General features: G+C 70.5%; 19 protein-coding genes. 9 read left to right on the top strand and 10 right to left on the bottom strand.

Going from position 1 to position 19,479, the window contains the following annotated elements; translation table 11 throughout:
- Nucleotides 1–149: 149 nt before the first annotated feature.
- The 3 genes from AIIKEEIJ_RS26210 to AIIKEEIJ_RS26200 all read right to left on the bottom strand — a co-directional run bounded on the left by AIIKEEIJ_RS26210 (nt 150) and on the right by AIIKEEIJ_RS26200 (nt 3,790).
- The gene (locus AIIKEEIJ_RS26210) at nt 150–1,985 is read right to left on the bottom strand and encodes an acyl-CoA dehydrogenase C-terminal domain-containing protein (protein ID WP_161996882.1); all 1,836 of its coding nucleotides are present in this window, start codon (nt 1,983–1,985) and stop codon (nt 150–152) included.
- Nucleotides 1,986–2,086: 101 nt separating this feature from the next.
- A complete protein-coding gene (locus AIIKEEIJ_RS26205) occupies nt 2,087–2,695 on the bottom strand; it encodes a class I SAM-dependent methyltransferase (RefSeq protein WP_043798683.1) in 609 nt (202 codons plus the stop codon).
- Between the two features lie 30 nt (nt 2,696–2,725).
- Entirely contained in the window at nt 2,726–3,790 is a 1,065-nt protein-coding gene (locus AIIKEEIJ_RS26200) for a DUF4185 domain-containing protein (RefSeq protein WP_338021014.1), read from the bottom strand.
- Nucleotides 3,791–4,046: 256 nt separating this feature from the next.
- On the opposite strand from AIIKEEIJ_RS26200, the gene AIIKEEIJ_RS26195 reads away from it, so the two are divergent.
- Both AIIKEEIJ_RS26195 and AIIKEEIJ_RS26190 read left to right on the top strand, forming a co-directional pair.
- Nucleotides 4,047–5,066, top strand: coding sequence for a beta-ketoacyl-ACP synthase III (locus AIIKEEIJ_RS26195; RefSeq protein WP_006931650.1), 1,020 nt, complete (start codon nt 4,047–4,049; stop codon nt 5,064–5,066).
- The gene (locus tag AIIKEEIJ_RS26190; protein ID WP_072636180.1) at nt 5,066–5,797 is read left to right on the top strand and encodes an HNH endonuclease family protein; all 732 of its coding nucleotides are present in this window, start codon (nt 5,066–5,068) and stop codon (nt 5,795–5,797) included. The genes AIIKEEIJ_RS26195 and AIIKEEIJ_RS26190 overlap by 1 nt, the downstream gene beginning before the upstream one ends.
- Nucleotides 5,798–5,807: 10 nt before the next feature.
- On the opposite strand, the gene AIIKEEIJ_RS26185 is transcribed toward AIIKEEIJ_RS26190, so the two are convergent.
- Nucleotides 5,808–6,782, bottom strand: coding sequence for an HAAS signaling domain-containing protein (locus tag AIIKEEIJ_RS26185; RefSeq protein WP_161996880.1), 975 nt, complete (start codon nt 6,780–6,782; stop codon nt 5,808–5,810).
- Between the two features lie 131 nt (nt 6,783–6,913).
- On the opposite strand from AIIKEEIJ_RS26185, the gene AIIKEEIJ_RS26180 reads away from it, so the two are divergent.
- Together AIIKEEIJ_RS26180 and AIIKEEIJ_RS26175 are read left to right on the top strand one after the other, a co-directional pair.
- Complete coding sequence (locus tag AIIKEEIJ_RS26180; RefSeq protein WP_029546024.1) at nt 6,914–9,031, top strand: thiamine pyrophosphate-dependent enzyme; 2,118 nt, start codon at nt 6,914–6,916, stop codon at nt 9,029–9,031.
- 246 nt (nt 9,032–9,277) lie between these two features.
- Nucleotides 9,278–10,495 (top strand): NAD(P)/FAD-dependent oxidoreductase, encoded by a 1,218-nt coding sequence (locus tag AIIKEEIJ_RS26175; protein ID WP_043798675.1) that lies wholly within the window; start codon nt 9,278–9,280, stop codon nt 10,493–10,495.
- 1 nt (nt 10,496) lies between these two features.
- Here AIIKEEIJ_RS26175 and AIIKEEIJ_RS26170 read toward each other — a convergent pair whose 3' ends face one another.
- Nucleotides 10,497–11,846: a cytochrome P450 gene (locus tag AIIKEEIJ_RS26170; RefSeq protein WP_161996879.1), complete on the bottom strand. Its 1,350-nt coding sequence runs from the start codon at nt 11,844–11,846 to the stop codon at nt 10,497–10,499.
- Nucleotides 11,847–11,938: 92 nt separating this feature from the next.
- Between AIIKEEIJ_RS26170 and AIIKEEIJ_RS26165 the strand changes: the two genes are divergently transcribed.
- On the top strand, nt 11,939–12,556 hold the full coding sequence (locus tag AIIKEEIJ_RS26165) for a TetR/AcrR family transcriptional regulator (RefSeq protein ID WP_043798671.1): 618 nt from the start codon (nt 11,939–11,941) through the stop codon (nt 12,554–12,556).
- Here the strand turns inward: AIIKEEIJ_RS26165 and AIIKEEIJ_RS26160 are convergent.
- Nucleotides 12,540–13,604, bottom strand: a complete 1,065-nt coding sequence (locus AIIKEEIJ_RS26160; RefSeq protein WP_006931632.1) for a TerC family protein — start codon at nt 13,602–13,604, stop codon at nt 12,540–12,542. The two genes, AIIKEEIJ_RS26165 and AIIKEEIJ_RS26160, sit on opposite strands and share 17 nt — an antisense overlap.
- 162 nt (nt 13,605–13,766) lie before the next feature.
- Nucleotides 13,767–14,114: a VOC family protein gene (locus AIIKEEIJ_RS26155; protein WP_185713083.1), complete on the bottom strand. Its 348-nt coding sequence runs from the start codon at nt 14,112–14,114 to the stop codon at nt 13,767–13,769.
- A gap of 160 nt (nt 14,115–14,274) precedes the next feature.
- Between AIIKEEIJ_RS26155 and AIIKEEIJ_RS26150 the strand changes: the two genes are divergently transcribed.
- From AIIKEEIJ_RS26150 to AIIKEEIJ_RS26140, 3 genes are all read left to right on the top strand, one after another.
- Nucleotides 14,275–14,595, top strand: coding sequence for a helix-turn-helix transcriptional regulator (locus AIIKEEIJ_RS26150; protein WP_006931626.1), 321 nt, complete (start codon nt 14,275–14,277; stop codon nt 14,593–14,595).
- Nucleotides 14,596–14,671: 76 nt separating this feature from the next.
- Complete coding sequence (locus tag AIIKEEIJ_RS26145; RefSeq protein WP_161996878.1) at nt 14,672–15,592, top strand: alpha/beta fold hydrolase; 921 nt, start codon at nt 14,672–14,674, stop codon at nt 15,590–15,592.
- Nucleotides 15,593–15,692: 100 nt separating this feature from the next.
- On the top strand, nt 15,693–16,397 hold the full coding sequence (locus AIIKEEIJ_RS26140; RefSeq protein ID WP_202917635.1) for a hypothetical protein: 705 nt from the start codon (nt 15,693–15,695) through the stop codon (nt 16,395–16,397).
- A 13-nt stretch (nt 16,398–16,410) separates the two neighbouring features.
- Here the strand turns inward: AIIKEEIJ_RS26140 and AIIKEEIJ_RS26135 are convergent, their stop codons facing one another.
- Nucleotides 16,411–16,734, bottom strand: a complete 324-nt coding sequence (locus tag AIIKEEIJ_RS26135) for a hypothetical protein (RefSeq protein WP_161996877.1) — start codon at nt 16,732–16,734, stop codon at nt 16,411–16,413.
- A gap of 95 nt (nt 16,735–16,829) precedes the next feature.
- Between AIIKEEIJ_RS26135 and AIIKEEIJ_RS26130 the strand changes: the two genes are divergently transcribed.
- Nucleotides 16,830–18,440, top strand: coding sequence for a hypothetical protein (locus AIIKEEIJ_RS26130; RefSeq protein WP_161996876.1), 1,611 nt, complete (start codon nt 16,830–16,832; stop codon nt 18,438–18,440).
- On the opposite strand, the gene AIIKEEIJ_RS26125 is transcribed toward AIIKEEIJ_RS26130, so the two are convergent.
- Nucleotides 18,441–18,755, bottom strand: coding sequence for an ANTAR domain-containing protein (locus tag AIIKEEIJ_RS26125; RefSeq protein ID WP_006931619.1), 315 nt, complete (start codon nt 18,753–18,755; stop codon nt 18,441–18,443).
- A gap of 250 nt (nt 18,756–19,005) precedes the next feature.
- Nucleotides 19,006–19,479 (bottom strand): dienelactone hydrolase family protein (locus AIIKEEIJ_RS26120; RefSeq protein WP_161996875.1); only part of this gene is annotated, 474 nt, incomplete at its 5' end.

Genomic DNA, 19,479 nt, shown 5'->3' with positions numbered 1-19,479 from the left:
GGCCGATCCGGGCCGAGCCGGGCCGAGCCGGGCCGAGCGAATGTATCGTTCAGCTCCTCAGCGGTAGCGGACGATACACTCGCTCACCTGCCGCGGCCACCTGCCGCGGCCACCTGCCACGCTCACCTGCCACGGCTACCTGCCACGGCTCAGAAGGCCGCTTCGTCGAGCTCCATGATGTCGAGGTCGACGTTCGCGACGATGCCGCGCACGGCGGTCAGCTCGGGCAGGACGTTCTTGGCGAAGAAGCCGGCGATGGCGACCTTGCCTTCGTAGAACGCCTTGTCCTTGGCGTCCGGGCCGGCGTCGAGGGCCGCGAGGGCGATCTCGGCCTGCTCGAGCAGGCGCCAGCCGATGAGCAGGTCACCGAAGGCGAGCAGGAACCGCACCGAGCCCAGACCCACCTTGTACAGCTCGGTCGGCTGTTCCTGGGCGCCCATGAGGAAGCCGGTCAGGGTGGCGGTCATGGCCTGGACGTCCTCGAGGGCCGTGGCGAGCAGGGCCCGCTCGGACTTGAGGCGCTCGTCGGCGCTGTCGGAGGCGAGGAACTTCTGGATCTGGCCGGTGAGGTGGGCGAGGGCGACGCCGCGGTCGCGGGCGATCTTGCGGAAGAAGAAGTCCTGCGCCTGGATGGCGGTGGTGCCCTCGTAGAGGGAGTCGATCTTCGCGTCGCGGATGTACTGCTCGATCGGGTAGTCCTGCAGGAAGCCGGAGCCGCCGAGGGTCTGCAGCGAGTCGGTCAGGTACTGGTAGGCGCGCTCGGAGCCGACGCCCTTGACGATGGGCAGCAGCAGGTCGTTGACGCGGTGCGCCAGCTCGTGGTCGGCGCCGGAGACCTGCTCGGCGACGACGTCGTCCTGGTGGGCGGCGGTGTAGAGGTAGACCGCGCGCAGACCCTCGGCGTAGGCCTTCTGCATGGCCAGGGCGCGCCGCACGTCCGGGTGGTGGGTGATGGTGACCCGGGGGGCGGTCTTGTCGGTCATCTGGGTCAGATCGGCGCCCTGGACGCGTTCCTTGGCGTAGGCCAGGGCGTTGAGGTAGCCGGTGGAGAGGGTCGCGATGGCCTTGGTGCCCACCATCATGCGGGCGTGCTCGATGACGTCGAACATCTGGGCGATGCCGTTGTGGACCTCGCCGACGAGCCAGCCCTGGGCGGGCACGCCGTGGCCGCCGAAGGTGACCTCGCAGGTGGCGGACGCCTTCAGGCCCATCTTGTGCTCGACGTTGGTGACGAACACACCGTTGCGCTCGCCCATCTCGTTCTTCTCGAAGTCGAAGTGGAACTTCGGGACGAAGAACAGCGACAGGCCCTTGGTGCCGGGGCCGGCGCCCTCGGGGCGGGCGAGGACGAGGTGGAAGATGTTTTCGAACAGATCGTCGGAGTCGGCGGAGGTGATGAACCGCTTGACGCCCTCGATGTGCCAGGAGCCGTCGTCCTGCTTGATCGCCTTGGTGCGGCCGGCGCCGACGTCGGAACCGGCATCGGGCTCGGTCAGGACCATGGTGGCGCCCCAGCCGCGTTCGACGATGGTCGCGGCCCACTTCTTCTGCTCGTCGGTGCCGTTGGCGTGGAGCACGCCGGCGAAGGACGGACCGGCGGCGTACATGAAGGCGGCCGGCTGGGCGCCGAGCATCATCTCGTTGACGGCCCAGCTCAGGGCGCGCGGCGCCGGCGTTCCGCCGATCTCCTCCTCGAGGCCCATAGACCAGTAGCCGGCCTCGTACCAGGAGTTGAACGCCTTCTTGAAGCCTTCGGGCAGCGAGACCGAGTGGGTCTCGGGATCGAAGACCGGGGGGGTGCGGTCGGTTTCGGCGAACGACTCCGCCGCGGGGCCCTCGGTGAGGGTCTTCACCTCGGCCAGAATGCCACGAGAGGTCTCCTCGTCGAGGTCACCGAACTTCCCGGCCTCGAGGAGCGTCTGAATCTTCAGCACCTCGAAGAGGTTGAACTCCAGATCCCGGAGGTTGCTCTTGTAATGGCCCATGTCTGCGCTACTCCCAGTGAGATGGTGCGGTCAAGCAGTGTTCGAGTACCGCCCAAGTTATTACTCGTCGGTAACATCCGCCTATGTTACCCGCCGGGCAACTAACTGCCAAGGGTCGGTTTGCGTGCCACGACCAGCGCGTCGATCGCCATTCCTGCGTCCGTTTCCCGCATTCTCCGCTCGGCGGTCCGGATATCCAGCCGGTCGTGCATTTCCTCGGCGAGATCCGTTGGTGTGTAGAGGATCTCGGGATCGCGAGGACCTCCGACGCCCTCGGTGGGATTGGTCGAATCGTGCCCCAGAAATATGAGGATTCCGTCAGGTTTCAGGGCCGCGATCGCATTGTCGATCAATGCTCGTCGCTGTGGCGGAGGGAAATGGAGATAGGCGGAGAGGATGAGATCATATTCGGCGTCGAAGGTGATCTCGGTCACGTCGGCGCACGCGTACGTCAGGCGCTCACGCACCCGTCGCGGCGCCTGCGCCGCGATCGCCCGGGCCTTGTCCACCGCCACCCGGGAGAAGTCGACGCCGGTCACCTCCCAGCCGCGCGTGGCCAGCCAGAGCGAGTGCCGGCCCTCGCCGCACCCCAGATCCAGTGCCCGGCCGTGCGGCAGCGACGTCGCGAACTCGACGATCACCGGGTTCGGCGGCGATCCCCACACCGTCTCGCTCTCCGCATACCGCGCATCCCACTCCTGTGCGTCCATGGACGCACGGTAGCCCGGACGCCGCGCCGGTCAGGGGTGGAGCGTGGTACGCAGCAGCAGCACGTTGTAGTTCTGGTGCACGGTCGTGAGGAAGTACAGGTCCGGACCCGACGACCACGGGTGGATGTACGCGCCGTACGCCGTCGGCAGCTCCCGGGTGTCGACGACGACCTCCGGCGCGCTCCACGGGCCGGTGGGCGACGGGGCGCGGCGCAGCACCACGGAGTTGTGGCCGTCGGTGGTCAGCAGCACGAACTGCCCGAGGTAGTCGTTCCACTGCACCGACAGCTCGGCCGCGCCGCCCGCCATCACCGGGCGGGCCGCATTCACGTCGCGCACCCACGCGCCGCCGTCCCAGTACTCGTACGCCGCGAGATCGAGCATCTGCAGTTCCGGCACGCGCGCCAGGTGCACCAGGCCGCCGCGGCCGGGCGGCGTTCCGTACTGATAGACGAACCCGCCGTGCCGGACGAAGGCGCCCATCTGAAAGTTCCGGTTCCCGCCGACGCTCGGCCGCTCGGTCTGCGGCGCCACCGTCCAGTTCTCCCCGTTGTCGTGGGAGAAGGCCAGCCCCGAGAAGTTGGTCTCCCACGAGCCGGCGTGCCCCCAGTTCTTCACCGACATCAAGCTCAGGAACTGGGTGTCGCCGACGGCGATCCCCGCGGTGGGGATCCGGCTGATCTCCACGAACGGGATCTTCGGGCTCGGTACGAGTTCCTTCGCCTGACCGAAGAAGTCACGGGCCGCGCTGTCGAACGTCATCCCGTCCGTGAGGTTGCGGTCCGAGCTGCGGAACAGCGCGCTGCTGCGCCAGGCCCAGATGCTGCCCGAGAGAAGGTTGGGCAGCCCGAGGCCCGCCGTGTCGCCGAACGCGGTCAGCACCTGGCCGCGGCCGTTGTCCCACATGACGCCGAGGTCGGTGCCGAGCACGTTCATGTCCTGCGTGCGGTTGGTGCTGAGCATCCCGGTCTGCTGCGCCACCACCTGGGTGCGGCCGCGCAGCTCCGGCAGGCCGTTGACCCCGTTGAGTCCCGGGATGGGATTGATCGCGTTCGGGTTCGCCGCCACGGTGCCCGCGAACGGAACCACCGTCACGGCGGCACAGGTCAGCGCAAGGACTCCGAGGCGGGCGGAAGCACGTCGGTAACCCCCATTACGTGTGTGCACGGCCACAGACGGTAACAGGAGGTGGCAGTAGTCACACGCGGTCCCGGGCCCGTCGGCGTGTCCCGGCGGCCCGCGCGCAAGGGCCGTGGCCGACGGGTCGGCTCCGCTACGATTCGCGCGCGCGTTACCGTGTCAGGAACGCGATGCACTGACAGCCAGTGCACGAAGAAGAGGAGTTCGCCTGATGGGTGCACAGATCGCCGGTCCCGCCCCGCTGCGGAACACCGCACTGCTCGGGCTGGGCGTGCACCGCCCCGAGCGGATCGTGACCAACCACGAGATCTGTCAGCAGATCGACTCCAGCGACGAGTGGATCCAGTCCCGTTCCGGCATCAAGGAGCGGCGCTTCGCGGAGGACACCGGCGAGACCGTCCTCGACATGGCGATCTCCGCGGGCCGCAAGGCGCTCGAGGCCGCCGGCATCACCGGCGACCGGCTCGGCGCCGTCATCGTGGCGACCTCGACCTACCCGTACCAGACCCCACAGTCCGCCGCGCTGGTCGCCGACGCCCTCGGCACCGGCGGCGCCGCCGCCCTGGACATCTCCGCAGGCTGCGCCGGCTTCTGCTACGCCCTCGGCGTCGCCTCCGACCTGGTGCGCGCGGGCACCGAGGACTACGCGCTCGTCATCGGCGTCGAGCGGATGAGCGACACCACCGAGCCCACCGATCGCTCGGTGCGGTTCATCTTCGGCGACGGCGCCGGCGCCGTGGTCGTCGGCCCGTCCGACGAGGTGGGCATCGGCCCCACCGTGTGGGGATCGGACGGCTCGCAGGCCGACGCCATCCGCCAGGAACCCGACTGGGTGAACTTCGCGAACAACCCCGATCAGAAGCGGCCCTGGATCATCATGGAGGGCACCGCGGTGTTCCGCTGGGCGGCCTTCGAGATGGGCAAGATCGCCCGGCAGATCGCCGACAAGGCCGGTGTCGAGCTCGCCGCCCTCGACGCGTTCGTCCCGCACCAGGCCAACCTGCGCATCAACGACGTCATCGTCCGCCAGCTCGACCTGCCGGAGACGGTCGCCGTCGCCGACGACATCATCGAGACGGGCAACACCTCCGCCGCCTCCATCCCCCTCGCGATGGAGAAGATGCTGCGCACCGGTCAGGTCCAGCCGGGTGGGCTCGGCCTGCTGCTCGCCTTCGGTGCCGGCCTGTCCTACGCGGGACAGGTCGTGAAGATGCCGCCGCTCGCGCAGTAGTGGCCGCGGCGAACTCCGCCGGCCGCCGGCGCTGGTTGTGGTTGCTCGCCTACGTGCTCGCCTTCGTCGCGTTCGTCGTCCTCCAGCAGACGTACGGCGGCGACGAGGCGGGTCCCGGCGGGTCCACGTCGGCGCCCGCGCCGGCCCCGTCGTCGGCCGCCGCCGCCGAGGCGGTCGAACTGCTGAAGAGCCTCGCCGTGCGGGAACCGGACCCGTCCGGCGGTTACGACCGCGCCCTGTTCGGGCCGGCATGGACCGACGACGTGACCGTCGCGGGCGGGCGCAACGGCTGCGACACGCGCAACGACGTCCTGAAGCGGGATCTCGTGAACATCAAGCTGGCGCCGGTGACGAAGGAGTGCACCGTCGAGGCGGGGACCCTGTACGACCCGTACACGGGGCGGGAGATCTACTTCCGGCGCGGCGTCGACACGTCGTCGGCGGTGCAGATCGATCACGTCGTCGCCCTGTCGGACGCGTGGCAGAAGGGTGCGCGGCTGCTCGATGCGCAGGCCCGCAAGAACCTCGCGAACGATCCCCGGAACCTGCAGGCCGTCGACGGGCCCACGAACCAGGGCAAGGGCGACAAGGACGCGGCGCAGTGGCTGCCCCCGAACGCGGAGTACCGCTGCACCTACGTCTCCCGGCAGATCGAGGTGAAGGCGGAGTACGGCCTGTGGATCACGCCGGACGAGAAGGACGCGATGGCCGGCGTCCTGGCCACCTGCTGACGGCCGGGCCTCAGGCGCGGCGGTGCGCGAGGTGCTTGCGGACCGCCGTCACCACCCCGGCCGCCGAGGCGACGATCACCACGATGCACACGATGCCGACCGCCAGGTTCAGCTGAGCCGTCAGGTCGGAGCCCGTGCGCTCGCGCAGGTCGGACAGGAACTGCGGCGAGAAGTACGGCCGGTGCACGAGCACGGCCGTGGCCACCGCGACGGCGAGCAGATCGGAGACCACCGACAGCGCGGTGACGACCGTCGTCCAGCTGCGCACGACCAGCGCCACGCTCGCCGAGACCACCCACAGCGCCGCGACGGCCATCATCGCCGGCACCAGCCGGTCGGTGAAGCTGGGGTCGAGGGCTTCGTACCCGGCACCGAAGAACGACGGCGCGAGCGACGGGGACAGGCTCGCCACCCCGATCAGCACGACCACCGCGAACACCAGTTCCGCGACCGCCTCGCCGACGGGGATCTCCCGGCCGTGCGGCACCGCCGGGAGGTCGTCCGGGTCCCACCGGCCGAGGTCCGTGCCGGCGGGCGCGGTGCGCTCGAGCACCGCGAAGACGACGGTCACCCAGAACGCGGCGTACACACCGCCGGTCAGGGCCGCGTCGATCGCGTCCCACACGACGTCGGTGGTGTCGAGGGGCGCGGCCGCGGGAGCGGTGACCTCGGTCAGGGCGCCGAGCAGGGTCAGTCCGCCGAGCACCGCCGCCACGACCCCGACGACGGGCCACAGCACCCGTAGGTAGGTGTCGTAGAGCCGGGGACCGATCAGGTGCCGCGGGGCGCCCCGGTAGGTGCGGGCGAGATCCTCCGGGGAGCCGAGGCCGGCGAGCACCTCACGCACGTCGCGGTCGGCGGCGGCGTCGTCGATGCGCCGGCGCAGTTCGGCGGCCACGTCGTCGCGCCGGGACCGCGGCAGGTGGACGAGGACGGCGTGCAGGTACCGGTCGACGAGTTCCCCGTCGGTGAGGCGGGTGGACATCTCGGTGTTCCTTCCGTTCGGTCCCGGCCTGCATGTGCGGCCGGGCGGGGCGACCCGCGCCGACCGGGACCGGGCGGTACTGTGCCGGTACACAGTATTGGGCAGGACCTGCGAGGGTGTGGGGAAGCGCGATGACGGCCGAGCCGCTCGACGAGTACTTCACCGCCACCGTCCGCGGCTGGAGCGCCGGCCGTGCCGTGGCCGGACAGGTACCGGACGAGCTGGTGCTGCGCTGTTTCGACGCTCAACTGCAGTCCCGTCACCTCGACTTCGCGGCCCGGGAGATGCAGCGGCGCGGTGCCGGGTTCTACACCATCGGCTCGGCCGGGCACGAGGCGAACGCCGCCCTGGGCCTGCTGTCCCGGGTCACCGATCCGGCACTGCTGCACTACCGGTCGGGGGCCTTCTATGCCGCGCGGGCGGCCCGGGTGCCGGGCACGACGCCGGTGCGGGACGTGCTCGCCGGCTGCACCGCCTCGACGCTGGACCCGATCTCCGGCGGCCGGCACAAGGTGTTCGGCAACGCCGAGTTGAACATTCTCCCGCAGACCTCGACGATCGCCTCCCATCTGCCGCGCGCGGTGGGGACGGCGTTCGCCCTCGCCCGCGCGGCCCGGCTGGGCCTGCAGTGCCCGTGGCCCGCGGACTCGGTGGTGCTGTGCAGCTTCGGGGACGCCTCGGCGAACCATTCCACCGCGGTCGGGGCGCTCAACGCGGCCGCCTACTGCGCGTACCGGGGGCTGCCGCTGCCGCTGCTGTTCGTGTGCGAGGACAACGGGTTCGGCATCAGCGTCCGGACGCCGGAGGGCTGGGCGGAACGCACCCTCTCGTCGTATCCGGGGGTGAGCTACCGCGCGGCCGACGGCGCGGACCCGGTCGGCGTGCTCACCGCCGTCGCGGACCTGCTCGTCGCCGTCCGCACCTCCCGCGCACCGGCCGTGCTGCACCTGAAGACGGTGCGGTTCCTCGGCCACGCCGGCTCCGACGCCGAGACCGCGTACCGCACCCGCGAGGAGATCGCCGCCGACTACGTCCGGGATCCGTTGCTGGCCACCGCGCGTACTCTGGTCGACCGCGGAACACTTTCCTCCGCAAGGATTCTCGAACGATACGAGGAGATGCGTTCCGTCGTCGCCGCCGAGATGGAGGCGCTCGCGACCGCCCCGCGGCTGGTATCGGCCGCCGAGGTGATGCGGCCGCTGCACGCGCACGGTCGCCGGCGGGTTCCGGACGAGCCGGGGCTCCCGTCGCCGGAGCCCCGCACGCTCGCCCAGGCGGTGAACGCCGCGCTCACAGGGATTCTCGAGGCGATACCGGAGTCGTTCGTGTTCGGTGAGGACGTGGCGGACAAGGGCGGGGTGTACGGGCTCACGCGCGGTCTGCTCCGCCGATTCGGGCCGCACCGCGTCTTCGACACGATCCTGGACGAGCAGACGATCCTCGGTACGGCACTGGGTTTCGCGGTGGCGGGCCTGCTGCCGATTCCGGAGATCCAATACCTGGCCTACCTGCACAACGCCGAGGACCAGTTGCGCGGCGAGGCGGCGAGTCTGATGTTCTTCTCCGACGGCCGCTTCCGCAACCCGATGGTGGTGCGCATCGCCGGCCTCGCCTACCAGCGCGGCTTCGGTGGGCACTTCCACAACGACAACTCCGTCGCGGTGCTGCGCGACATTCCCGGTCTGGTGCTCGCGGTGCCGAGCCGTCCGTCGGTTGCGGGGGCGCTGCTGCGCAGCTGCGTGCACCTCGCGCGCAGTGAGGGCCGGGTGTGCGTGTTCCTCGAGCCGATCGCGCTGTACCACGAGCGCGACCTGTACGACGAGGGCGACGGGCTGTGGCAGGAGCCGCCCGATTCCGTTGCGGTACAGCCGGGCTCGGTGCGGGTGTACGGTACGGGCGACGACGTGCTCATCGTGACGTTCGGCAACGGCGTCCGGATGAGCCTGCGCGCGGCCCGTCGGCTGTCGGCGCGCGGCGTGGAGGCCGCCGTGCTGGACCTGCAGTGGCTGGCGCCGCTGCCGCTGGCGGAACTGCTGGCGTGCGCGCAGTCCTTCCCGCGCGTGCTGGTAGTGGACGAGACGCGGCGCAGCGGAGGGGTGTCGGAGGCGGTGGTCACCGCACTGGTGGACGCGGGCTACCGGGGCCGGATCTCGCGGGTCACCAGCCGCGACAGTTTCGTGCCGCTCGGCCCGGCGGCGGCCGAGGTGCTGCTGTCCGAGGACGACGTCGTCAGCGCGGCGACGGAGTAGCGGCGCGCGGTCGCGGTCGTCTCCGGGTCGCCGCCGTCGCGCAGCTCGACGGCCTCGCGCCCCGCCCCGGCAGGGACGAAGGTCCCGGGAAGCGGGGACCTTCACCGGGCAGGAATACCCGGAGGGGTACTTGAAGAGTCCCGGGCCCGGGTCTACAGTCGTCGTTGAATACCCCACCGGGTATCAAGGGGCGTGGAGGCCCAGCCCGCGTCCGCGCCTGCGTCACGGACGGAAAGGACTGTTCACATGTCGCTCCATTCAGGCAACGGTGCCGCGCGACATCGAGTACTCGTCGTCGGAGGTGGCACGGCCGGAATCGCGACCGCTGCGCGCCTGCGCCGGGCCGGCGTCACCGACATCGCGGTGATCGAGCCCTCCGATGAGCACTGGTACCAGCCCCTGTGGACGCTCGTCGGCGGCGGACAGGCGTCGCTGGACGAGACCCGCCGAGCCGAGGAGAAGCTGATCCCCAAGGGCGTCCGGTGGATCCGGGCCGCCGCGACCGCCGTCGACCCCGACGCGCAGACCGTCACGACCGACCGCGGGACCGTCGTCGGCTACGACTACCTTGTGCTGGCCACCGGCCTGCAACTCGACTGGGACGGCGTGCCGGGCCTCGCCGAGGCCGTCGGGCACGGTGCCGTCTCGAGCAACTACTCCTCGCAGTACGCCCCCTACACGTGGGAGCTGATCCGGAACATGCGCTCCGGCACGGCGATCTTCACCCAGCCCGCCGGCCCCATCAAGTGTGCCGGCGCGCCGCAGAAGATCGCCTACATCGCCTCCGACTACTGGCGGCGGCAGGGCCTGCTGGACGGGATCCGCGTCATGCTCGTCCTGCCCGGCGACTCGATGTTCGGCATCCCGTCCTGGCGACAGACCCTCGAGGGGGTCGCCGCGAAGTACGGCATCGAGGTGCGCCTGAGCTCGGAGATGACCGCGCTCGACGGATCGTCGCGCAAGGCGACGATCGTGAACAACGCCACCGGCACCGAGGAGGTCGTCGGGTTCGACATGCTCCACGCCGTGCCCCCGCAGCGCGCGCCCGGCTGGGTCGCGGCGAGCCCGCTCGCCAACCCGGCGAGTCCCTTCGGCTACGTCGAGGTCGACAAGCACACGCTCCAGCACCGCCGGTATCCCAACGTGTTCGCACTCGGTGACGTCGCGGACCTGCCGACGTCGAAGACGGGCGCGGCGGTCCGCAAGCAGGCGCCCGTCCTCGTCGCCAACCTGGTCGCCGAGATGCGCGGCGTCGGCAAGCGCAAGAGCTACGACGGGTACTCGTCCTGCCCGTTCGTCACCGCCCGGGACAGGATGATGCTCGCGGAGTTCGACTACGAGCTCAACCCGTCTCCGAGCATCCCGGTCATCGACACCACCAAGGATCGCCGCGACATGTGGCTGCTCAAGCGCTACGGCCTGCCGGCCATGTACTGGCACGGGATGGTCAAGGGCCGCGTCTGAGTCACCGGAGGCGGCGCAGCGCGATCGGTTGCCCGTCCGACGGGTACGGAAGTGACGTGAAGTTCAGTGGTGCAACGTAATCGGACGGAACGTGCCACCGGTACCCGAGCAGCAGGTGGTGCAGCACCGTCTTGATCTCGGCGCCGGAGAAGTACATGCCCAGGCAGCGGTGCTCTCCGGCGCCGAACGGCGTCCACGCGAACTTGTGCACGCGGTCCTCGCGTCGTTCCGGTGCGAAGCGACCGGGATCGAACTTCTCCGGTTCCGGCCACAACTCGGGCATGTGGTGGCTGTAGTGCAGCCCGACGTTGATCAGGGTGCCGCGCGGCACGAAGTGGCCCAGGATCTCGGTGTCGGCGGTGGTGTACCGGACGATGCCGGGTACCGGGGTCACGATCCGCTGGCACTCCTTGATCACCAGGTCCAGGCTCGTGAGCGATTCGAGGTCCGCCAGGGTCGGGCTCGTCGTACCGAGTGCCTGCGACTCCTCCCGGCACAGTTGCTGCCACTGGGGGAACTGGCCGAGGTACTGCAGCACGGTGGACAGCGTGATGGTCGAGGTGTCGTGCGCAGCCATCATCAGGAAGATCATGTGGTTGACGACGTCCTCGTCCGAGAATCGCTCGCCGTCCTCGGATTCCACGTGACACAGCGCGGTGAACAGGTCGTCGCCGTCACCGGCGCGACGGGCCGGCAGGTAACGCCGGAAGAACTCCTCGAGCCGGCGGCGGCCCACCATGCCACGGCGCCAGCGGGTTCCGGGCAGGGGATAGCGCACGATCGCCGTGGCCGCCTGCACGCACCCGATGAACGCCTTGTTCACCTCGGCCATCTCGGTGGCCGACGATCCCTCGGCACCGCCCATGAAGATCGACGTGGCGAGCCCGAGGGTGAGGTCCTTCAGTGCCGGGTAGGCGCGGAAATCCTCGCTCGGTGTCCACGAGTCGAGGGCCTGTGCGATCGCGGGCTGCATCGAGTCCGTGTAGCGGGCCAGGCGGTCCCGGGTGAAGGCCTGCTGCATGATCCGGCGGTGCGTGCGGTGCTCGTCGCCGTCGAGCAGCATCAGGCCGCGGTCGAAGAACGGGCCGATGAGGGTCCGCCAGCCCGGACCGTTCGCGAGGGCCCGGTCGCGGTTCTGCAGCGCGGCGCCGCAGGCGTCGGGTCCGAGCAGCACCACCCAGGGCCGGCCCGCGAACCGGAACCAGGACACCGGCCCGTGTTCGCGGTATCGCCGGTCGTAGGCCCTCAGTGGGTTGCGCATGTAGTCGAGGGCGTACCCGACGTAGGGCAGGCCGGCGTCCCCGGGTACCGCGGTCAGGCCGGGCGGGGAGGGCGCGAGCACTTTCGTCATGAGGTCTCCGATTCGTCGGACCATATCTGACATGAAGCTCTGTCAATTGACAGTAGCGTGGATCACAGGCGGCGATCTGTCAAGATTCGACTATGGGCAGGCCCAGTCGTCAGTACCGCGGAAAGAGCGCCGAGCAGCGCACCGCCGACCGCCGTGAGCAGTTGCTCGCGGCCGGCCTGACGGTGTTCGGCCGCGAGGGCGGTGACCGTGCCACCATGACCGCGATCTGCCAGGAGGCCGGGCTCACCGAGCGGTACTTCTACGAGAGCTTCTCCGGCCGGGACGAGCTGCTCGTGTGCGTCGTCGAGCGGATCGCCGACGAGATCCGCGAGCGCGCGCTGACGGCACTCGCCGAATCCGAGCGCGGCCCCGAGGAGCGGGCCCGCGCCGCCATCGCCGCGTTCGTCGCGGTCCTCACCGACGATCCGCGCAAGGGCCGGGTCGCCGTCGTCGAGTCCGCGGCCGCCGGGCCCTTGCGCACCCGTCGCCGGGAACTGCTGCGCCAGTTCGCGGACCTCGTCGCGATCGAATCCCGCGAGCTGTGGGGCGACCGCGCGCTGCAGCCGCCCCACGACCAGATCGCCGCGCTGCTGTTCGTCGGGGGCCTCGCCGAGCTCATGACCGCGTGGCTCGGCGGCGAGATCGACGTGACCCCCGATCAGATCGTCGAGGCGGCGACTCGCCAGTACACGTTCACCGCCCACCGCTGAGGCTGTCGTCGCGCTCGGGCCGCGCCGCGCGGCGCCGGCTGCCCGGCAGCCGCCACACGGGTTCGAGCGCCGCGGTCTCCTCGGCTGTGGCCACCCGGAACGGCGGGGTCGCGGGCGCCGCGAGGCTGCGACGGCCCTGGCCGCGCGTGGCGCGCAGGCTGGCGACGATCGACACGGTCAGGATCGTGGCGACGACGGCGAGCGAGATCGGTGTCGGCACGTAGAACACGTCGATCTTCAGCAGCATCTTGACGCCGACCCACATCAGCACCAGCGCCAGCCCGATCTTCAGGTACACGAAGCGGTGGATCAGGTCGGCGAGCAGGAAGTACATCGCTCGCAGGCCCAGCACCGCGAACGCGTTGGCGGTGAAGACGAGGAACGGCACGTCCGTGACCGCGAAGATCGCGGGGATCGAGTCGACCGCGAAGACGATGTCGGTGATCTCGATGAGCACCAGCACCGCGAGCAGGGGGGTGGCCAGCAGCGCACCACCGCGGCGGACGAGGAACTTCTGTCCGTGGTAGGCGTCGGTCATCGGTACGTGGCGGCGGAACAGCCGCAGCGCCCGGGACTTCTCGGGGTCGAGGTGCTCGTCGCGCTGCCGGATCATCCGGTAGCCGGTGTAGAGCAGGAACGCCGCGAACAGGTAGAGGATCCAGCCGAAGCTCGCGATGAGGACCGAGCCCGCCGCGATGAACAGACCCCGGAACACCAGGGCGCCGAGCACACCGAGGAACAGGACCCGGTGCTGGTACTCACGCGGCACGGCGAAGTACGTCAGGATGATCGCCCAGACGAAGACGTTGTCGACGGCGAGCGACTTCTCGATCAGGTAGCCGGAGAAGTACTGCTGGCCGAACTCCGAGCCGTACTGCCACCAGATCAGCGCGCCGAATCCGACGCCGGTGCCGACCCAGAACAGCGACCAGCCTGCGGCCTCGCGCACGCCGATCACGTGCGCGCGGCGGTGCGCGAACAGGTCCACCGCCAGCATCGCCACGATCGCGGCGAGTACCGCCGCCCACAACCACAACGGAACGGTCATCGGGACCACCTCTCAGCCTCGAAACGGCCGAAAGTCTTTCCCGGCTCGAACCGAGCCCGCTCCGCCGGGGGGCCGGCGGACGGCCCCCGAGTTGACGACGAAGCGCGGAGGGATACTCCCTTTCGCGAACTGTAATTAGTGAATAGTATTTCCGGTTAACTGTCAAGGGAGCGGGAGGTAGGGGCGGGTGAGCAGCTCGATCGCGTGACCGGCCGGGTCCTTGAAATAGACCCCGCGCCCGCCGTGCCCCGTGTTCGTTTCGCCGGGGCGGCGCATCTGCGGATCGGCCCAGTGCTCGATGCCGGCGTCGCACAGCCGCCGATACGCCCGGTCGAAGGCGTCGTCGTCGACCATGAACGCGTAGTGCTGCATCTGGATCTCCACCGGGGGCTCGGCGAACTGCAGCAGTACGCCGTCGTCGAGCTGGATGTTGGTGAACGGGCCCCAGGACGGTGCTTCCGACAGTTCCAACAGTTCACGGAAGAACCACGCCGACTCGTTGCGGTCCACGCTCAGACCTCCACCGGGTCGCCGATCCGTGAGTGGCGTAGTGCCGGCCCGGTGTTCACCCGGCGAACCCTACCCGGGGCCGCCCGGGCGCACCAGGGACGCGGCCGCGGCCCGAGCGCGAAGCGCGATACCGGAAACCGCGGTGCCCTATGGTGTGCGGGTGACCTCCTCCCCCCGCCCCGGAACGCCGCCCGCCGGCGACGAGGACCGTGCCCGGGGCTGGACGTTCCTGACCAACCACGCGCACGTACTGCTGTGTGTCGCCGGAGGCGGACAGCCCACCGTCCGCGAACTCGCGCAGCGGATCGGGATCACCGAGCGGTCCGTGCAGACGATCCTCGCCGACCTGGTCGACGGCGGCTACCTGACCCGCACCCGCGCGGGCCGCCGCAACCTCTACTCGGTGAATCCGGCCGGGCGCCTCCGTCATCCGCTCGAATCCGCACACACCGTCGGTGAGCTGATCGACGCGCTGCGCTGAGCGCGGGGCCCGTCGCCGGGGATGCCCGGCCCGCGCTGTCACGGACACCTGCGTCGTGTGACCGCAGCCACGTGGCATGCTGGCGCCCATGATCGACGTCGAACGTCCCAAGCTGGAAGGTTCCGTCGCGGTCGGGGGCGGCCGCCGGATCGGCTTCGCCGAGTTCGGATCGGCCCAGGGCCGGGCGGTGTTCTGGCTACACGGCACCCCCGGGGCGCGTCGGCAGATCCCCGTCGAGGCACGCAGCTACGCCGAGCGCGAGCACGTACGGCTCATCGGCCTCGACCGCCCCGGCATCGGCTCGTCGAGTCCGCACCGCTACGAGAACGTCCTCGCCTTCGCGGACGACCTGCGCATCGTCGCGGACACTCTCGGCGTGGACCGGATGGCGGTCGTCGGACTCTCCGGCGGCGGCCCCTACACCCTCGCCGCGGCGCATGCGATGCCCGAGCGGGTCGTGGCCGCCGCGGTGCTCGGGGGCGTTGCGCCCGTCGTCGGGCCCGACGCGATCAGCGGCGGCCTGATGCGATTGGGCACAATGGTCGCGCCGCTGCTCACCGTCTGGGGTGTCCCCATCGGCATGGGCGTGAGGTCGATGATCCGGGTCGTGCGGCCGTTCGCATCGCCGCTCATCGACATGTACGGGTGGCTCTCGCCCGAGGCCGACCGGCAGTTGCTGGCCCGCCCCGAGTTCAAGGCGATGTTCCTCGACGATCTGCTCAACGGCAGCCGCAAGCAGATGGCCGCGCCCTTCGCCGATATCGTGGCGTTCGCCCGGGACTGGGGTTTCCGTCTCGAGGACGTCGAGGTGCCGGTCCGGTGGTGGCACGGCGACACGGACCACATCGTCCCCATGGAACACGGCCTGCATGTGGTGGGCCGGCTGCCCGACGCCCAGTTCCACCACCTGCCCGGCGAGAGCCACCTCGGCGGCCTGGGCGTGTCCGAGGACATCCTCTCGACCATCCTGCGGATCTGGGACGACGCCGACCGCTGACTCCGCGGTGGCCGAATGTCACACAGGTTCGATCACATTGAACGCGTGTCACATTCGGCCGAGGCGGGGCGCACGGCGCCGGAGAGGGCATGATGTCCGGATGGACACCGGCGTCGAAGCGGACGGGTGGGCCACCCGCTGGGTGGAGCCGCTCGCCGACCTCGCCGCCGGCACGACGACCGCCCTGGTCCCGGACGTGATCGTCACCGCGCTCGCTCTGGGCCTGACGCACCGATACGTCGGACGCACCGTCGCGACGGACGTGCACGGCGTGCCGGTGCGGGCGACGGTGCGGTCGGTGCAGGTGCGCCGTCGCCGCGCGCACCTGCAGTCCCGGGTCGAGCTCGCGGCGGTCGACTGGGGCGGGCGCCGGGTGGACGAGGTGACCGTGGTGGCGCACGGGGTGCGTGTCGTCCCCGGGCTCCGCACCCGGCTCAGCGCACACCGCCTCGACGTGCACGGCACCAGCGGCGTCGGCACCGTGCTCGACTGGCTCAACTCCCTCGGCCACGCCTGGGTTCTCGCCCTCGACCGCGACGGATCGATCCGCGCGACGCATCGCCGCCGCCGGCTCACCGCGCTCGTCGACGCCACCGTCACGGACGGCGTGGCCCGGATCGAGCTGGGCGACGCCCGCTGCTACGGCGTGCCGGTGCCGGGACGGCTGCTCCCACCACGCGACGTCGCGCTGCCACCCCTGCCCGGCGGTGCCGGGAGCGTCTGCGCCGCGCGCGAGGGTCACCTCGTCCGGTTCGCGATGCAGGTGCCGGCCGTGTCGTACGCGTTCGACCCGCTCGGCGCGTGAGGGTCCGGGGGGCTCACAGCCACCGGCGCGGCGGCTTCTTCACCCACATGATCTTCTCGTCCGCGGCGGTGGGGGCGGCTGCGGGATGGCCGGGATGCTGCGCGGCCCACGCCGACTTCTCGGTGAGCAGCCGCGCGACGAGCGCCCACGTCTCCATCGTGCGCGGCGGGTGCGCTCCGGCGGCCCGGGCCAGCTTCCGGCGCACGTCGTCGCTCAGGGCCAGCAGCTCGTCCGCGGTGATGCCGCGATTCCAGACGAACCGGGCGAGGACGAGCGACTTCTCCCGCCGATTGCGGGCTGCCTCGTCGGTGTGCGCGAAGTCCTCGTCGGTAGCCATGCCCTACAGAATTGGTCGCCGGCCGGGTCGTTGACAACCCACCGCGCGCGGCTCACGCTCGGAGCAGGCGCACGCGCGGCCCGGGGGAGGACGAAATGCCGGTGACTCCGATGGATCTCCCGGACGGCACACCCGCGGACGTGCGGGTGCGCGCGGCGTCCACCCCCCGGGTGCCGGTGTCGGATCCGGCGCTCGGCCGCGACGTGCGGGTCGACACCAAGGGGGTGCCCCCGCACCGGCTCGTCGCGATCGGCGACTCGGTGCTGCAGGGGTTCCAGAGCGGCGCCGTCTTCCACACCGACGTCTCGGTCCCCGCGATCGTCGCCCACGAACTCGGCTGGCTCCGCCGGTTCCGCTATCCGCGCTACGGCGGTCCGGGCGGGTTGCCGCTCAACATCGAACTGCTCCTGCGCGATCTCGAGCGACGCTTCGGGCCGTCGGTGAACATGTGGGAGACCCCGCTCGCGCTGTTCGCCGTCCGCGCGTTCATGGACCAGGTGGAGGACTACTGGGAGCGCGGGCCCGGTCGGGAGCCGTCGCTGCCGGTGGCATACCAGCACAACCTGTCCTGTTTCGGCTGGGACCTGCGCGACGCCCTGAGCAAGACCGCCGCGACGTGCGAGGCGGCGATCGCCGCACCGAACGACGACCTGCTCGACCAGATCGTGCAGAACAACGGGGAGCGCGCCGCGTTGCGGGTGTATCCGCGCTGGAGCGACGGGGCGAAGGCGATGACGTTGTTCGACGCGGCCGCGGCGCTCGGCGACGACCACGACGACACGACCGAGTCCGGGATCGAGACGCTGGTGGTGTTCCTCGGCTCCAACAACGCGCTCGGCACGGTCACGGACCTGCGCATCGCATGGAGCGGTCCGGATTTTCGCGACCTCACCGCGAAGGACGCCTACACCATCTGGCGGCCCGAGCACTTCGCGGCCGAGTTCGCGGAGGTGGTCGAGCGGGTGACGGCGATCCGTGCGCGGCACGTCGTGTGGTGCACGATTCCCCACGTCACCATCGCGCCGATCGCGAAGGGACTCGGACGCAAGATGGAACCGGGGTCGCCCTATTTCCCGTACTACACCCGGCCGTGGATCGAGGAGGCGCGGTTCGACCCGGCTCAGGACGAGCACATCACGGGTGCCGGCGCGTACGCGGTGGACGTCGCGATCGACCTGTACAACGAGCGCATCGAGCAGGCGGTCGCCGACGCTCGTTCCGGGGTGCACGGCCCGGCCCGGGACTGGTATCTGCTGGACGTGGCCGGCCTGCTCGAGCGCCTCGCGTCGCGGCGCTTCGTCACCGATGTCGGTGCCCGTCCGGCGTGGTGGACCCCGTACCCGCTCCCGTCCGCACTCGCCGCGCTCGACCCCGTGCCGGACTCGCGGTTCCTGACGGCCGACGGTCGTGGGGGCCGGGCCGCGGGCGGGCTGTTCTCCCTCGACGGCGTGCATCCGACGACGGTCGCGAACGGGATCCTTGCGCAGGAGCTGATCAACGTGATGCGCCGCGCCGGGGTGCAGTTCCACCACGGCAACGGCGGGGTGCGCCCGGATCCGGTGACGGTGGACTTCGAGCGGTTGATCCGCAGGGACACCCTGGTACGGACGCCGCCCGGGAACATCGACTCGACGCTCGGCATCCTCGCGTGGGCGGACGAGATCGGTGACCTCGTCCGGCGCACGCTGAGCATCCGCTTCCGGTGATCAGTTCTCGGCGGGGGCGGTCCTCCGGTCGAGCAGCGGGCCCCACAGTTCGGCCGCGACGGTGTGGGCGCGCCGGTGTCCGTGGACGGTACGTCGGAGTCCCTGGACGGTGCCGGGACCGGTGGCCAGGTCGGTGAGGGCTTCGCACAGGTCGACGATGTCGACGTGGAAGCGCATCGAGGCGTCGAGCAGTTCGTCGAACGCCTGGTCCTCGGTGTAGGAACGGCCCCTTGCGGAGCGGAGAAGAGCCTGCGCGGTGTCGAGTGCCGTCAGGCGTCGTACCGCGGGGATGTCACGGTGTGCTTCGATCGTCAATTGTCCGCCTCTGAGGTGTCGCCACTGGGCGTGTGTCAACTCGTTGTAGTGCGGGTACCCCGCCGGTTCGGCAGTTACCCGAGTTTGTGTCCTCCGTCACAGTACGAGGACTGTGCCGTCGTGTCCACCGTACCCGTGTTTGCCCAGCGCAAGCCGGTGAGTCGGTGCGGTGCCCCCGGGCGTTCCGTCGTCGATGTCCGAATTCCCCGGAGCGGCAGAGAGATCCGACGCCGTGTATGTTGCGCGCCGGTCAGGCCGGAGGCGCCGGGCGGTGATCGAGGAACCAGTCCCGCGCTTGCTGTGCCACGACCTCGAGCGTGCCGGGTTCCTCGAACAGGTGCGTCGCCCCGCGCACGATCCGCAGTTCGTGTTCGCACCGCATGGCCGCGGCGGCCTGCCGGTTCAGTTCGATCACCATGCGATCCAGGCCGCCGACCAGCATGAGCGTGGGGGCGCGGACCCGGCCGAGCCGGGGCATCGCCAGATCGGGTCGCCCGCCGCGGGAGACGACGGCGGCGATCTCCCGGTCCGGATCGGCGGCGGCCCACAGCGCCGCGGCGGCGCCGGTGCTGGCCCCGAAGTAGCCGATCCACTCGGCTTCCGCGCGGACGAGATCGGTCACCTCGCCGAGCCGGCTCGCGAGCAGTTCGATGTCGAAGACGAGGGCGCGGTCGCCCTCCTCGCCGGCGGTCAGCAGGTCGAACAGCAACGTGCCCAGGCCGGC

Source organism: Rhodococcus sp. YH1 (genome assembly GCF_009939605.1).
Lineage (GTDB): Bacteria > Actinomycetota > Actinomycetes > Mycobacteriales > Mycobacteriaceae > Rhodococcus > Rhodococcus aetherivorans.
The sequence above is the reverse complement of the archived record's forward strand: the minus strand, read 5'-3'. Positions and strand labels throughout refer to the sequence as shown.